Consider the following 16,400-nt stretch of genomic DNA (forward strand, 5'->3'; position numbering starts at 1 on the left):
TTGAGGGGGGAAATAATTTATGAATCGTGAACAGCTTACCTTGGATGTGATTCGCCGAAAAAATACAAACTATCTTCCCAGCCAGATTGAGTTCACTAATCTGCGGAAGAAAATGGAGATAGGAGAGTATTTGGGGCTGAAAACGGAGGCCGAAGTTGATTCCTATCTGGGAAATCATATAAAATGGACAACACATCTGGATGATGTACCGACCAAAGAGCTATATAATCAGGAAAAAATGGTTGAAGCGGAACGGGAAGGCCGTGTTACGATCCATCGAGATAAAGGAACTGTCGTCGACGGCTGGGGAATGGAATTTGAGCTTACGGCAACTACTTACTTCAATATGGCGCATCCATTAAAAGAAGTAAGCGAAAAGCCGGAACTGCTTGCTAATTTCAAAGCACCACCCCTTCCGGTGGAAATCCGGGATGTTTTATTTCGCAGTGCGGAAGCGGACCTGAAAAAGTATTCCGGAGATTTCCTTGTCTATCTCAGTGGTTATAACGGTATATGGGAAAAAGGCTATAATTTGGTCGGAATCGAAGATTTCATGTGTTATCTTGCTGCAGAGCCGGAGATTGCCTGCCGGATTATGGATGTAGTTTGCGACTATAAAGTTGAGATGGCCAGGGAGTGTGGAAAACGCGGTTTTAAAATCGGCCACTTTGGTGATGACCTTGGGACTCAGATATCTACTTTAATATCAGAAGACATGTTTGTAAAATATTTTAAACCGCGTTATGCAAAAGTTTTTGCTGCTTTTAAAGAAGCCGGCATTCCTGTGCAGATGCATTCATGCGGCCGGATTACACCCTTTATTCCTCATCTTATTGAAATTGGCCTGGATGTGTTAGAACCGGTTCAGACCTGTATGGATATTCGCTTCCTTAAACGGGAGTATGGCAATGACTTGATTTTTTATGGCGGTGTCGATACGCAGGAGTTATTGGCGTTTAAAACACCACAGGAAGTATATGATGAAACGATGCGTACAATTGAAATATTGGGGAAAAATGGCGGCTATATTTGCGGTCCGTCACAGGAAATAATGAATAACGTGCCGGTTGAAAATACGATCGCCCTGGCCAAAGCAATTAGAAAAAGCCGGGGAGAAGATTAGACGGATACGGCTTGATTTTCCTGGCCGGCAAACTGGCTGTTGTAAAGGTCGGCGTAAAAGCGGCCCTTCGCCAGCAGTTCGGCATGGGTGCCTTTCTCAATAATGCGGCCGCTGTCCATCACCAGGATTAAATCGGCATCCCGAATGGTGGATAACCGGTGGGCGATGACGAAACTGGTTTTTCCCTGCAGCAGGGCGGTCATCGCCTTTTGGATCAAAAGCTCGGTCCTGGTGTCAACACTGCTGGTAGCCTCGTCAAGAATCAGGATGGCTGGATTGGCCAGGATAGCCCGGGCAATGGTTAGAAGCTGTTTTTGACCCTGGGATATATTAGTGGCTTCTTCATTGAGGACGGTAGCATAGCCGTCGGGCAGGGTTCTGATAAAGTGGTCGGCGTGAGCCGCCCGGGCCGCCTGCACAATCTCTTCCTCCGTGGCATCCTTGCGGCCATAGGCGATGTTATCCCGGATCGTGCCATGAAAGAGCCAGGTGTCCTGCAGCACCATGCCGAAAATCATACGCAGACTGCCCCGCTGTAAATCACGGATATCAACGCCGTCCAAGGTAATTTTGCCGTTGTTTATTTCATAGAAACGCATTAATAAGTTTACCAGGGTGGTCTTGCCCGCTCCGGTAGGGCCCACGATCGCAATGGTCTGTCCCGGCTCGACATCCAGATTCATATTTTCAATCAGGATCGTGTCTTTTTTGTAACCGAAGTTAACGTTATGGAAGCGGACCGCACCCTGTGGTGATTCAATATTCAAGGCTTCTTTTTTATCCGGGATTTCTTCCGCGGCATCTAAAAGTTCAAATACGCGTTCCGCCGACGCGGCGGTGGACTGGATGATATTGGCGATATTAGCAGTTTGCACGATAGGCATGGTAAACTGCCGGGAATATTGAATAAAAGCCTGGACATCGCCGATTTCAAGCTTCTCTTTGGCGACCAGAATTCCACCGGTCACGCAAACCAATACATAGCCGATATTGCTGATAAAATTTATGAGCGGCATAATCAGGCCGGACACGAACTGAGCCTTCCAGCCGGCAGTATATAACCTTTCGTTAATCCGGTTGAACCGGTCAAGCGATTGTTTCTCGTAGCCAAAGGCCTTAACAATTGTATGTCCCCCGTACATCTCCTCCACATGGCCGTTTAGCTCGCCCAATTCCTGCTGTTGAGCGGCAAAATAATTCTGGGAACGTTTAGTGATATTCGCTGTCAGCAGAAAGGAAAGAGGCAGGATTATGAAAGCGATGAGACTCATTACCGGGCTGATGGTCAACATCATAATGACTACGCCGGCAATGGTAATTACGGAGGTGATCAGCTGGGTCATACTCTGCTGCAGCGTGGTGGCGATGTTGTCAACGTCGTTGGTAACCCGGCTCAAGATTTCGCCGTGGGTATTGGCGTCAAAATAGCTGAGCGGCAGACGGGCCAGCTTTTCATTAATATCGTTACGCATGGCGAAAACGGTTTTTTGGGCAATGCCTGCCATGAGGTATTGCTGGATATAGCTGAAAAATGAGCTGAAAAGGTAAAGTCCGGCGAGTAGCATAATAATTTGCAATATATAGTGATAATCCACCTGGGCGCCGGGCACATGTTTTAATTTGAGCAGGATGCCGGCAAATAGACGGGTGGTGGCCAAACCCAGAATTTTTGGGCTGACCGTGCTGAAAGCCATACTGAAAACAGCCATGAGAAAAACTGTTAGAAGCTGAAGTCTGCGGGGTTTTAAATAGCTTAGGAGCCTTTGCAGGGTGCCCTTAAAATTCTTCGCTTTTTCAACCGGCAGTCCCAACTGGCCTCCCAGGGGGCCTCTGCCGAAAATCGGGCCGGATCCTCCGCCCGGTTTCTGCTCTTTCGCTGCTCCGGTCATGCCTATTCCCCCCCTGACAGCTGCGAGGCTACAATTTCACGATATACTCCGCAGGTTGCTAAAAGTTCTTCATGGTTTCCGCTCCCCGCAATGACGCCATTGTCCATAACGAGAATCCGGTCGGCATTGATTACAGTGCTTACCCGCTGGGCGATGATGATTACGGTGGAATTCCCGGTTTCTTCTTTTAACGCTGCCCGCAGCCGGGCATCCGTTTTATAGTCAAGCGCCGAGAAGGTATCGTCAAAGATGTAGATTTCCGGTCTTCGCACCAGGGCACGGGCAATGGCCAGCCGCTGCTTCTGTCCACCTGAAACATTGGCGCCACCCTGAGCAATTACAGAATCGAAACCATCTTTCATGGCAGTGATAAATTCGGTGGCCTGGGCGGTTGCTGCTGCCTGCCTGACCGCCTCGGCGGGGGCCCCTTCGCTGCCGAACCGGATATTGTCGGCGATGGTACCAGTAAAGAGCACCGCTTTCTGGGGGACAAAACCGATTTTGGCCCGCAGGCTTTGCTGCGAGAGTTCCCGCACATCCACTCCGTCAATCAGAATGCGGCCGCGGTCAACATCATAAAAGCGCGGTATCAAATTGACCAGCGTGGATTTACCCGCGCCGGTACCGCCAATAATAGCGGTAACCTCATCCGGGCCGGCCTGGAATGAAATATTGTCAATAGCCGGTTTTTCGGCGCCGGGATAACGGAAGGTTACATTTTTAAACTCCACCAGGCCTTTTTGCTTGCCGGTGCTCTTGATTTGCACTGCATCCTTTATATCCGGGACCGTGTCCAGTACCTCGTTGATTCTCACCGCGGAAGCCTGGGCACGGGGAATCATAACAAACATTATGGACACCATCACCAGGGAAAACATAATTTGCATGGAATACTGAATAAAGGCCATCATATTCCCAACTTGCATATCACCATAGTCGACCCGGATACTGCCGAACCAGAGAATCGCAATGGTGGTAAAATTCATTACCAGCATCATAAGAGGAAACATAGCAGCCATTTGCCGGTTCACCCGGATGGCGACGCCGGTAAGATCGTAGTTGGCCTGGCCGAAACGCTTCTTTTCATGGTCAATGCGGTTAAAGGCACGGATTACCCGGATACCGGTGAGGTTCTCCCGCAAAACAAGATTTAACCGGTCCAGTTTGGCCTGCATGGTCCGGAACAGCGGGATACTTCTGCCGGCAATTAGAAAGATAGCCGCAGCCAGGAGGGGAAGGACCGCCACAAAGACCAGCGACAGCGTGGCATCGGTGGAAACCGCCATGATGATTCCGCCGACGGCCATCATGGGTGCACTGATCATCAGGCGTAGAATCAGAAGCAGCACTTGCTGCACCTGGTTTATATCATTGGTTGTTCTGGTAATAAGCGAGGCGGTGCCGATTTGGTCAAACTCATGGAGGGAATAACTTTCTGCCCGGGAGAAAACGCTGCTGCGCAGGTCCTTGCCGAAGCCGGCGGACGCCTTGGCCGATAAATAACTGGCCAGTACGGTACAGGCGGCGCTGCCGGCAGCGACCAGCAGCATCAAACCGCCAATGTGGAAAATGTACCGGCTATTCCCATTCACGATGCCGCGATTGACAATGTCTGCCAACAAAGCCGGCAGATACAGCTGGGCCATGGATTGGAAAAACATGAATACCAGTACAGCGGTCACAGAAAAGGCATAGGGTTTCAAAAAACTGAACAATTTAATCATTTTTATTATTCTCCGTTGTTTCCAATAGCCGCCGCAGTATTGCGAGCCCGTCGAGTATTTTTGTCTGTTCTTCCGGCGTTGCCTTCTGAAAGGCTGAGACAAAGTCTGAAAACATAGTCTGATGCAGCTTGTTTTTCCAGTCGTCGCTAACCGGGCCGGATAGTTTTACTTTGGTAATCCGGCGGTCTTGCGGGTGCTGGATGCGTATCGCCAGTCCCTTATTTTCCAGCCGGTCTATGATTCCTGAGACGGTACTGTGGGAAAGTCCTACTTTTTGACTCAATTCTTTCACGCTCAGCTCGCCGTAATGAAGCAGCAAGCCCATAACAATTCGCTGAGGAATGGTAAAGCCGTCTTTGGCTGTCTCGGGGTCCATACCCCGCCGCATACTCCGCAGCAAAAAAAGCATATTTTCCAGTAGTTTCTGGATTGCCGGGTCTTCATGCAAAGTGGCAGCCTCCTTAAAATATGTTCGAACGCGACGCGTCGTGCATGAACATATTTTATTACCAGCGCGAACTACTGTCAAGCTGCTTTTCGCGGTAAGGCGGAAGATTTTTGTTATACTTTTGCAACAATTTTCCTGTATTATATAAAGTGGTTCAACATCCTCATTAACCTTACCACTACAGCAAATAGGCCCTTGGTCCCGCAACTGGGGGTCTGTTTGATGTTTAAAATGATAAAGGAGGTTTGTGTGGAAATGGGTGATCCATTTCAGTTTATCAAGAGAAACTGCCTCATTCTTGTCTATTCAGCAATAATTTGTTTTGTACTATGGGGAATGACGTTCGCCGTAATTCCTCCCAAGGTCGCTAAGGCCAGGCAGGGGCCGGCGACGACGGATTTACAGGCCCTGGCCATGCTTGATTTGAATGCGCCGGGAATGGAACAAGTGAAAGCGGCCGCCCAGGCAAACGATCTGGCGGCAGTAAAGCGGAGCTATCTGGAATATCGCCGCTTGGTTTCAACGGCCAAGTGGTTGGTCATGCCGGACTCCCGGCCGGCCAGGGCGGCTGCTGCCGGCGACCCGGCCAGCGATCCGGCCGGCGACCGGATTTGCGCCCACCTGATTCAAAATTCGGTTTACCATTCTGCGCCGAAGTTTGTGCCGATGGGGCAGGAGTTTAATTGGACCTTCAATCCCGCTTCCCGCACGGACCCTGCTTATACCAATGAATGGACGTATTGTACAATTGGCCGTACTCCGTTTTGGAAAACCCTGGCGGATGCCTACTGGAAAACCGGCAATGAAAAGTACGCCGGCGAATGGGTGGCGCAGTTGGAAGATTTCGCGGCGAAAAATCCTGTTAATGCCAGGCTGGCTCCGGGAGAACCTTCGTTATGGCGGAGTCTTGACGCCAGCGAGCGGATGAAAGATTCCTGGCCCTACGCCTACTATCATTTTCTCAACAGTCCGGCCTTTACGCCGGAGGACCAGTGGATTTTTCTCCGCTTACTGAATGATCATGCCCAATTGCTCCGGCGGGCGCTGGAGAAGCCTGACCGCACCGGCAACTGGGTGACTTCGGAGTGTTTCGGCCTTTATACAATTGGCGTCTTGTTTCCCGAGCTGAAAGAAGCGCCCTTATGGCGGGCGCTGGCCATGAGCCGGCTGACACAGGAGTTGGACCGAACGGTCCCGCCGGATGGGTTTGAAGCGGAACTGACCCCCAGTTATCAGTACGACTCCCTGAATAGTTACACCGGGCCGCTGCGCCTGGCAAAGCTCAATCACTTAGCGGTGCCGAAAGAATTTTATGCGAAATTGCTAGCCATGTATCAGGCGCCGGTTCTGATGATGGACCAAAGCGGCCGGGATGTGCCGACGAACGATTCAGCCTACATGGATGTGACCGGCAAAGCCCGGGAGGGAATGGAACTTCTCGGCAACGATCCTTTATTAGAATGGGCTGTCTCCGGGGGGAAAGCGGGCCGGCAGCCGCCGGACTCCACTATGCTGCCTTATGCCGGTTTTTACGCCATGCGCGGCGGCTGGAAGAAAGACGACGTATTCCTGTTCTTTCGCGGCGGGCCCCCAGGGATTGGCCACCAACACGAAGACATGCTGGAAGTGGTGCTGCGAGCCTGGAACAAAACACTGCTGCTGGATCCGGGAACATACAGTTATGACCACTCCGACTGGCGGCGTTTCACGACTGGTACGGCCTCGCACAACACAATCATTGTTGATGGCAAGTGGCAGCATCGCGGTCCGGGGAAAGGGCCGGTGTCTGAGCCGGTCCATAATCAGTGGGTCACGTCACCCTTCTTCGATTATGTGGCGGCGACCTATGACGGCGGGTATCAGCAAAATGTCTACGATCCTACCCGCGAATTCGCGCCGGAAAAATGGGTGGGAGACCTCGACCGTTCCATCAGCCATACCCGCCGGGTATTATTTCTTAAGCCCTATTATGTGCTGGTTCTGGATACATTGGACGGAACCGGCAGCCATACTTTTGATGCTCATTTTCATTTGGATGCACCGGCGGCCTATTTGGATACTGAGACCCAGGCGGCGTTCAGCCGGAATACCGGTGATGTGCAACTGGCGCTTTATCCATTGGCACGGGACCACTTGACGGCCGAAATTATCCAGGGTCAAAAAGAACCGCTGCTTGGCTGGTTTCCTGATCAGCACCGGACAATTCCCACAGTGCGCTATCGGAAACAGCAGGAAGCCCCGGCTGTTTTTGCCACCTTTTTGTATCCCTACCGGGGAAGGGAACCGGAGTTTGCGGCCCAGCCGGCGGCCGTAGAAAGTACCGGGTTATGGGCGCAGCAAATTCGGACCTCCCTGGAGCAGGCGGAAGTAGTTATCGCCACAGATAATACGGCGAAAGATTTTAGTCTGAATTCCCAGCAGCTAGGTTTATTGCAAGCCCGGGCGGCAGGGATGGTCATCCGGACTCCCGAGGCGCGGAAGGATGCCGGACCCATGCTTGGCGGCTGGCTGTTAAGCGCTTATCAAGACCGGCAATGGAATTTCACCTTAGACCTTCCCGCCGCCATTATGTGGAGCGAACAGCCCGGTGAACTATTCATTTATAACGCCGGCAGCCAGTCTTGCCGGCTAAAAATCACGGCTCCATTTTTCCGGGAAGTCACGCTGGCGCCTCAGACCTGGACTCATGTGACTGGGAAAGCGGCAGAGCCAGTCAGTCAGCCGCCGCAGTGGTTCACACCGCTGGACAGTGCGCCGGCCGCCCCGAACCTCGCTAAATAGTTTACAAAGCATAAAAAATACCCATAACCTGCATTGGTTATGGGTATTTTTGGTAAACTCTTATGCCCTGAGACCTGCACTGCGAGCCGAATGGCTACAGTATCAAGATAACCGGATGGGTTTTTCCGTCATCGAGCAACGGAACGCGGGGACCTTTCTTACGGTCTTCCTCCGTAAGGGGAACATCCCGTCCGTCAACTTGGAGAGCCGTGGCTCCCTCCGGTTGGTGCGACGGATTTTTGACCGTAATCAAATAGGTGGCGCTGCCAAAGCGGTAACTGACAGAAAACTCCGGCCATTCCCGGGGAATGCACGGGTGAAGGTGCAGCCAGTTGCCGCGGCGGCGAAGGCCGAGAATCCATTCGACGCCTGCCTGATACATCCAGCCTGCGGCTCCGGTGTACCACGTCCAGCCGGCCCGTCCCTGGTGCGGCTCCGCCGTATATACGTCGGCGGCCATGACATAAGGCTCACCGGCATACTGCCGCACTTCCTTGGCAGTGCGGGTGTGATTGAGCGGGTTTAACAGCTGAAATAATTCAAATGCCTTGTCGCCGTTACCAAGCCGGCACCAGGCGATAATGCTCCAGATAACACCGTGGGTATACTGGGCGCCGTTCTCCCGGATTCCGGGCGGGTAGCCCTGAATATAGCCGGGACTCGGTTCCGTATGGTCAAACGGCGGCGTTAAAAGACGGGCGACAGCAAGGTCCCGGTCCACCAGTTCACGGTCAAAGGCCTGCATTGCCGGCAGCGCCTTCTCCTGCGGCGCTGCGCCGGAGATGACGGACCACGACTGGGCGATCGCATCAATCCGGCATTCCTCATTGTAGATAGAACCCAGCCATTGCCCGGCGTCGGTGAAAGCCCGCCGGTACCACTGGCCATCCCAGGCATGTTCGTCAAGGGAAGCAGCCAGTTGTTTGCCTAGGTCCCGGTAGAGCTCTGCCTGTTTCGACGCACCGTGCTGCCGGCATAACTCTGCGAACCGGTTCAGCACATCACAGAGAAACCAGCCGAGCCAGACACTTTCGCCGCGGCCTGCCGCGCCGGCCAGATTCAGTCCGTCATTCCAGTCGCCGATGCCGATCAGCGGCAGTCCGTGCTCGCCGAAGCGCCGGACCGACCTGTCGATGGCCCGTAAACAGTGTTCCAAAATAGTACCGTTCTGGGGGGAGACTTGGATCGGTTCGTAGCGTTCGTATTCATTTTCCGCTAACGGTTCGCTATGAAGAAAGGGGGCCACTTCGTTAAGGATGCTGCTGTCTCCCGTATGCTCGATATACCGCCCGACGGCATACGGCAGCCACAGCAGGTCGTCGGCGAAACGCGTGCGGATACCGCGCTGTGTTTCCTCATGCCACCAGTGCTGCACATCGCCTTCTTTATATTGATGCGCGGCGTGCAGTAAAATTTGCGCCCGGGTCAAGTCGGGACGGGAGTGCAGGAGCGCCACCGAATCCTGCAACTGATCGCGGAAGCCGTATGCGCCGCCGGCCTGGTAAAAGGCGGACCGCGCCCACATCCGGCAGGCAAGGGCCTGATACAGGAGCCAGCCGTTTACCATTAAATCCACCTCCGGCGCCGGTGTGGAAACAGAGATTTGACCCAGCGTATCTTCCCAAAATTGCCGTACCCGTTCCAGAGCCTGGTCACAAGCCCGAGGCTGACTGTACTTTTTGGCCAGTTTCAGGGCGGCATCCCGGGAATGCTCCGCGCCGAGCAGGATATAGAGGGTCCATTCGGCTCCCGGTTCAAGTTTTAGCTTGGCTTGCACTGCGCCGCAAGCGTCAAAAAGAGGACCAGTCTGACCGGACAGGCGTTCCCGGGTTAGCGCCGCCGGGGTTTGCCAGTTGCCGTTGCGGCCGAGAAATTCGCTGCGGTCTGCTGTCCAGGTTAGACCGTCGCCAGGTTGTTCGCCTGCTTCGTCCGGTGAATATATGCCCAAAACGCCCCAGGCATCGCGAAATATTTCCTGATACGCGTTGCGGGCCAGCAAAACCCGGGACGATTCATTCCATTCCGTGACCACGAAAGAGGCATTTGCCTGGCGCTGTACGCCCAGCACCCATTCTGCATAATAGGTGACGGACAGGTGCCGTTGTTCGGCCGATTCATTCTTTAGCCGTAATTGAACGATCTTGACAGGATCTTTGAGCGGGACAAAAATAGTCATGTCCTGTCTGATTCCCTGACGTTTATGGGCAAAAGAGGTGAAACCCCGGCCATGGGTAACGGCATAGCCCGGAACAGCGGAGCCATTTTCCCGGGTGGCATCCCCCCGTCCGGGAGCGGCAGACCATAGTTCGCCGCTTGCTTCGTCCCGTACATAACATATTTCACCCGGTGGATCGAGTACAGGATCGTTGGACCATGGGGTTAGCTTGCATTCCCGGCTATTGCGCCACCAGGTATAGCCCGTGCCGAGTTCGGACACGAGGCAGCCGAAAACCGGGTTGGCGATTACGTTGATCCATGGCGCCGGCAAGTGATTGCCGTCTTTTAGCAGGATCTGGTATTCCCGGCCATCCGGCGAAAATCCGCCCCAGCCATTGAAAAATTGCAAATTGGGTCCGTCATCCGGTGTGGGACAGGGAAACCGGTTGAGGGGTGCCGTCGTCTGAAGGGGGTCAGGCAAGATGGCAGTCCGCCGGGGCGGTCTGGACTGCGCCTTGAAACTGGGGCCGTCTGAACGCAGTATAACCCGGGCCGCGGCCAACAGGAGCGTTTTGTCTTCGTCCGGCAACTGGCTGGCATTGACGATAAAAACCCCGCCCGGGCCTGTGCTATGCCACGGAACGACTTGTTCCACTGCCCGCCGCAGCGCCTCCCGCAAATCTTCCTGGTAGCCTCCCGCCGATTCGTTTAGAATAACCAGATCAAAAAGCAAGCCCAGCCGGCGTAAGTATTCATGGCCGGTTAATAAATTGACTACAAACGGTAAGTTGGTCCGGTCCCCGATGCGTACCAGGATTACCGGTATGTCGCCGGAGATTCCGTAGGCCCAGAGACCCGACTGGCCTTTTTGGTTGACAGTGATACTTTGTCTGCGTTCGGGCCGCAGCGGCGGCGTATACAGCGCCCGGCCGGCAAAGGACTGAAATGCCGCGGCCTGGGCGGCGGTCAGGTGTAAATGCCGCAATTCGATTTGACTGCGATTCCAGGCCAGTTGAAAGGTTCGTTCCACGACCAGGCTTCCCGAGAAACGGCGGACAATATCCATCGCTTCTTCTTTAGTGCCGGCTACTGCCGTGACGGCGAACAATTGCGTTTGCTCACCGGCCTCGATGCTGATCCGTTTTCGCATAATAAAAGCGGGGTCGGCTACGGAGCCCACCGTTCCCCGCAGACGGGAACGGATTCCCTGCGGCAGGGCGAGGGTATGGCCCCGGCCAATAAAGGCGGCCCGGTCGGTTTCGTATTCTACCGGTCCAAGGGTTTGATCCGCGGCCAGCAGGGAATGGGCCGCCCATAACGGTTTTTCGTCTTCCCGGCGGGGCCGGCGCCGGGCCAGCAGGCAATGGGCCTCTTCCTCGTAGGCCGTTTTGATGAACAATTTGCTGAAAGCCGGATGGGCATCGTCAGCCATGGGAGGCGCCAGAGCCAGTTCGAGGAATGTTGTGACTTCAAGGATACGGGTTTCATGGCCCGCATTCGTGAGCGTCAGCCGCCTGACCTCCGCGTTCCATTCCGGGGATATACAAATTTCAAGGCTTGTCTGGATATCACCGTCCACCCGCATAAAGGTGGCCCGGTCAAGGGAAAATTGCACCCGCTGTTCATCGGACGGGACACGGCACGGCTGAAACGACGGCGACCATACCTTATCCAGGGTAACGTCCCGGATATACAGGTAACTTCCCCAATTATCCAGGACCGGGTCCTCACGCCAGCGGGAAATGGCCAGACCTTCATAGCGGCTGAGCCCGCTGCCGCTGTTGGTGACGATGGTCATAAAAACCCCGTTGGACAGGACACATACTTCGGGGGCCGGCGTGTCTGCATTGCGGTATTCGCGCAGGGACACGGGGGTCGCCGGTCGCTTATACGGTGCGTAGACAAAGGCAAAGGCCGGGTGTTTAATGATTCTTGGCCGCGCGGGAATCCGTTCCTGCAGCAGCAGTTCCGCAGCCTGCACATGCTTGTCATGGTGAAAGCGTGCCGTTATTTTTTTCGGCGCCAGCAGGTTGGCGAGGGCGAGTAGGCTCATTCCCTGATGATGGGCCATAAAGCTGCGTATGGTTGCACTGGTCTGGTTCTTTGGCAGGCGTTCCGACGTGAAATCAACAGCCTCAAAATAGCCGTATTTTTCCCGGGCGCCCAGTTCCTCCAACCGGTGTAAAGCAGTCAAACCCTGACGCTTGACAAAGGGGAGGGCCAGGATGGTTGCGTATGGCGCCACCACTAAATCCTGTTCAAGGCCGCGCTTGAATCCAAGGCCGGGAACCCCAAAAGCTCTGTATTGATAGTTCATCTGATAATCGAAGGCATAGTAGCCGGATTCAGAGATGCCGAAGGGAATTCCCCGCTGGCGGGCGTATTCCATTTGCCGCCGGACTACCGCCTGGTAAGTGCTGTCCCAGATGGTATGACGGTAGGTACGCGTAAACAACCAGGGCATTAAATATTCAAACATGGTTCCGGACCAGGAGAGTAACGCAACCTTTTTTCCTACCCGGGTCATTGTTCGGCCGAGCGCATGCCAATGCGACACCGGCACCTGGCCGAGAGCGATGGCAATAAAACTGGAAAGCCGCGCCTCGGAGGCCATCAAGTCATACAGGATCGGGTCCGGCTCATCCACCCCGGCTTTATAACCCAGGTGAAACAGTTTCGCCCTCGGGTCGTAAAGTGGGCGGAAGTCTGTTTTTTGGATTAGTTCCTCCAGTCGGTCAAGTAGTTTCTGGCCACGCGAAAGCCAGTCCCCCTCTCCGTTCTTGGGTGGTATCCGGTATTTTCCGGCGGCTTCGTCGTTCATTGCCGGCGATAATTCTTCCGCAAAAGCAACCTGCAAAACCTCCTTGTTGTCAACTGGTTCGGAACCGGGCTGCCCGTCCCCGGTGAAGCCTGCCTGGAGCCATTCCGCCAGACCTTCTTTGACGGTGACCAAACAGACGACAAAGTTGCCGGAGTCTACCGTTGACACATACAACGGCGGCAGTGGTTCCAGCGTGACCGTATTGTACCAGTTGTAAAGATGGCCTTGCCATTTCGTCATCTGTTCCACGGTGCCAATGGTACGCTCCAGACGCGCAATCAAACCGGGCGTATCAATAAAGCCGAAGTCGCGGGCCGCCAGCACACAGGTGAGATACAGGCCGATGTTCGTAGGGGACGTACGGTGGGCAATTCCGTTGGGAGGTTCCCATTGAACATTGTCGGGTGGCAGCCAATGCTCTGTCTCGGTAACGTAGTCTTCGAAAAATGTCCAAATCTGTTCTGCCAGTTGTCGCAATTCTTCTGTTTCAGCCGGTGCAAGTGATTTTTCCGGCCGCTGCACGGGTTGGTTCAGCCAGTGGATTGCAAGGGGAGCCGCCGTCCAGAACGCACAAAGCGCGAAACCTGTCCACCGCAATACGGGAGCGGTACTGGCCGCCGCCAGGGCAAAAAGGAGTACCAGCGCATATCCCCAGTACATTCTCAACAATACGGGATAGCGTCCGCCGTGGTTACGGCGTTCTACTTCGGCAGCGCTGATCCATTCGAGAAAGTGACGCTTAGACACGGATAAACGATACAGGGTTCTACCAATTGCATCCAGCAACAGAATGCTTTGAAACGGCAGGATCATTAGGTTGAGCAAAGTTTGCCCAAGCGTACCCAGTAAATTTCGTGGACGCCGGATAACCCAGCGGATTGCCACTACCTGACGGAACAAAGGTAAGAACAAGGTGGCAAGCACCATTGTAACCCAGCGGCCGGCAGCGCCGGGTAAAGCGGTCAGTCCCAGCAGCAGTACGGCAAATAGGGCCGGTGGGAGTAAACTGCGCCGCAAGTTATCGATCATCTGCCAACGGGTGAGAGGGGATAAATCAACCGGCAAGGGTGTTCCCCGCCGGTTGCGGACACGGTGAAACAGCCAGGGAAGCAATTGCCAGTCACCCCGCACCCAGCGGTGCATTCGCAACTGGTAAGCGCTGAAGGTGGAAGGCTGCTCATCAATGAGTTCGATATCCGACAGCAGGCCGGCGCGTAAAAATCCGCCTTCCAACAAATCATGACTAAGCACCCGGTTCTCCGGTATGCGCTCACATAGAACCTGCGCAAAGGCGGCAACATCAAATATCCCTTTTCCGGAAAAAATACCTTGGTCTAATCCATCCTGATAGGGGTCAGAGGCAGCAAATACATACGGGTCGATTCCCGGGTCCACCGACCACAGGTAAGCAAACCGGGAACGTAAAGCAGCGTCGTGGCTAATGCCGATACGCGGCTGCAATACGCCGTAGCCTTCACTGACCCGTGTACGGGCAGGGTTCAGCCGGGGGCGGTTATAGGGAAGATGCATAGTACCGATCATTTGCCGGGCGCTGCCGATCGGCAGCTGGGTATCCGCATCCAGGGTAATGATATAACGGATCTGGGGTAAGACGGCCGGATCGCCGACTACAAAGTCGTATGTCGTATCAGTCCGTCCCGAAAGCAATTCGGCGAATTCCACCAGTTTGCCCCGTTTGCGCTCCCAGCCCATCCATGCCTTTTCGGAAGGGTTCCAGAGCCGGCGACGCTGGAAGAGATGAAAAGTGCTTCCGCCCGGACGGGAATAGGTGCGGTTTAATGCCTCGATGCTTGCACGGGCAGCGTCAAGAACGTCCTTGTCACGGGAGAGAATTTCCGTATCGGCGTCAACAAAATCGCCCAGGAGCGCAAAATGGATATTGGCATCCCGGTTAGCTAAATAATGGAGTTCCAGACGGTCCGCTAATTCCTGCACTTCTCTGGCAGTTGACCAAATGACAGGAATGACAACCATTGTGGCTGCTTCCGGTGGGATTCCGCGCGAGAAATCGTAGCGCAGCAGGGGGCGCGGCTGCCGGGTGCATTCGATAAGCCAGTGGGCCGCGGTAACGGCCCATTCGCTTGCCGGCAAGGATATCGCCAGTATAATGATTAGCCATTGCGCAGGGGAGAAACTTGCACCGCCGGCAATCCAGCCGGCGAATCCGAGCAGAGCGGCAGCAAACAATCCGGACAGGAGAGAAAAATAGGTGCCCGCAGGGTGGCGTAAAAGTTCTAATTCCGGCAGATGCCGGGGAGTACTGCATAATTTTAAAGTATGCCACAGTGTTTTAACGCCATCTGCTTCGAGCAGGTAGTAAGCGGCAAAGGAGCGGCGCGGCGGGTTGGCCGGCACCGGCGGAACACCGGTGTCTTTATTTTCCCGTTCCGTAGAGGACTGCTCGTATTCTTTTGCCGCGAGCCCCACGGCCTGCTGCGCCACCAGATTCTCCGGCACCCGCAGGCGACGGGCCAATTTTTCAACCTGTTTGCGCAATACATCGCGGCTGGGAAAATCAAGCCGTGCATAGATACCGGCGCTTTCCTCGCGTAACGTATGTTCCACCATGCAAATTTGCTCGAACGGCTCATACCAGTCCAAACGCGAAATTTGGCGCAGGCTGCCAATGAGGTTGCCGGTAGAGACTTGATAAGCGGCCTGAAGCTGATACTCGTAAGAGACGATCCGGTCAAGGCTCTCAGGGCCATTTTCCAGTTTGCACATTAACCATTCCCGTACGGTTGCCGAATCATCCGCCCATTCCCGCAGATGCCGGGCCAGGTGGACAATCAGCGGCCCGGAGAGGGGGATGTCCTGGCCGGCTTTTTCCAGAGCGGCCTTTAGTACTTCCGGATTTAACTTCGGTGCTTCCAGGCGCGCCAGCAGCTGTTCCACAAAGGTACAGATATCCCGCCGCTCGCGGACTGTTTCCATGACTTCGGCCAGACGCCGGATCAGGGCGATACGCAGGATAACCGGAACCGCCCACGCTTCGGCAATGGTCAGAACCGCTACTTCCTGGTAAAAATTGATGTAGGCAGTGAGCGAGTCCTCAGTCAGGTTTCCATCTACCTGTTCGAGATAATCGGCGCAGACCGATAGGATTCTTAGTTGGCCTGTCTTGCGTAAGCCGGGCAAATCATGCAGGAAGGCGCCGGCAAGCTGCTGGCGGATGACTAATACTTGTTCTTCGATGAACTCCGCATGATCTAAAAGCCATTCTTCCGCCGGCTGGGAACAGCTTACATTGCCTCCCTGCAGGGAGCGAATAAAGGACCGTAATTTTTTGATATCGGCATAAAATTCCCGCCATAAGCGCTTTGAGGGCCAGCGCCTTATATAAGGGTCGTGGGTCAGTGCCAGTTCATGTGCTTTTTGTCGGAGTTGTTCAGTATTTGGAATCATAGTCCTCCTGAAGAATATTCAGAGATTGAAA

The 16,400-nt window shown here is 54.2% G+C and carries 6 protein-coding genes; 2 read left to right on the forward strand and 4 right to left on the reverse strand.

Translation table 11 applies throughout. The annotated features are described in order from the left end of the window. Positions 1 to 19: 19 nt before the first annotated feature. On the forward strand, positions 20 to 1,123 hold the full coding sequence (locus LUCIF_RS02130; protein ID WP_122626226.1) for a uroporphyrinogen decarboxylase family protein: 1,104 nt from the start codon (positions 20 to 22) through the stop codon (positions 1,121 to 1,123). On the opposite strand, the gene LUCIF_RS02135 is transcribed toward LUCIF_RS02130, so the two are convergent. The 3 genes from LUCIF_RS02135 to LUCIF_RS02145 are packed head-to-tail and all read right to left on the reverse strand — an operon-like array spanning position 1,120 to position 5,184. Then, entirely contained in the window at positions 1,120 to 3,012 is a 1,893-nt protein-coding gene (locus tag LUCIF_RS02135; protein ID WP_122626227.1) for an ABC transporter ATP-binding protein, read from the reverse strand. The two genes, LUCIF_RS02130 and LUCIF_RS02135, sit on opposite strands and share 4 nt — an antisense overlap. 2 nt (positions 3,013 to 3,014) lie before the next feature. Beyond that, a complete protein-coding gene (locus LUCIF_RS02140) occupies positions 3,015 to 4,736 on the reverse strand; it encodes an ABC transporter ATP-binding protein (RefSeq protein WP_122626228.1) in 1,722 nt (573 codons plus the stop codon). Continuing rightward, positions 4,729 to 5,184, reverse strand: coding sequence for a MarR family winged helix-turn-helix transcriptional regulator (locus LUCIF_RS02145; protein WP_122626229.1), 456 nt, complete (start codon positions 5,182 to 5,184; stop codon positions 4,729 to 4,731). The genes LUCIF_RS02140 and LUCIF_RS02145 overlap by 8 nt, the downstream gene beginning before the upstream one ends. 222 nt (positions 5,185 to 5,406) lie before the next feature. Between LUCIF_RS02145 and LUCIF_RS02150 the strand changes: the two genes are divergently transcribed. Then, positions 5,407 to 7,965: an alginate lyase family protein gene (locus LUCIF_RS02150; protein ID WP_122626230.1), complete on the forward strand. Its 2,559-nt coding sequence runs from the start codon at positions 5,407 to 5,409 to the stop codon at positions 7,963 to 7,965. 94 nt (positions 7,966 to 8,059) lie between these two features. Here LUCIF_RS02150 and LUCIF_RS02155 read toward each other — a convergent pair whose 3' ends face one another. Beyond that, on the reverse strand, positions 8,060 to 16,369 hold the full coding sequence (locus LUCIF_RS02155; protein WP_122626231.1) for a glycoside hydrolase family 94 protein: 8,310 nt from the start codon (positions 16,367 to 16,369) through the stop codon (positions 8,060 to 8,062). Positions 16,370 to 16,400: the final 31 nt, after the last annotated feature.

The organism is Allolucifera butyrica, assembly GCF_900476375.1.
In the GTDB taxonomy this organism is placed as follows: domain Bacteria; phylum Bacillota; class Negativicutes; order Sporomusales; family UPPP01; genus Lucifera; species Lucifera butyrica.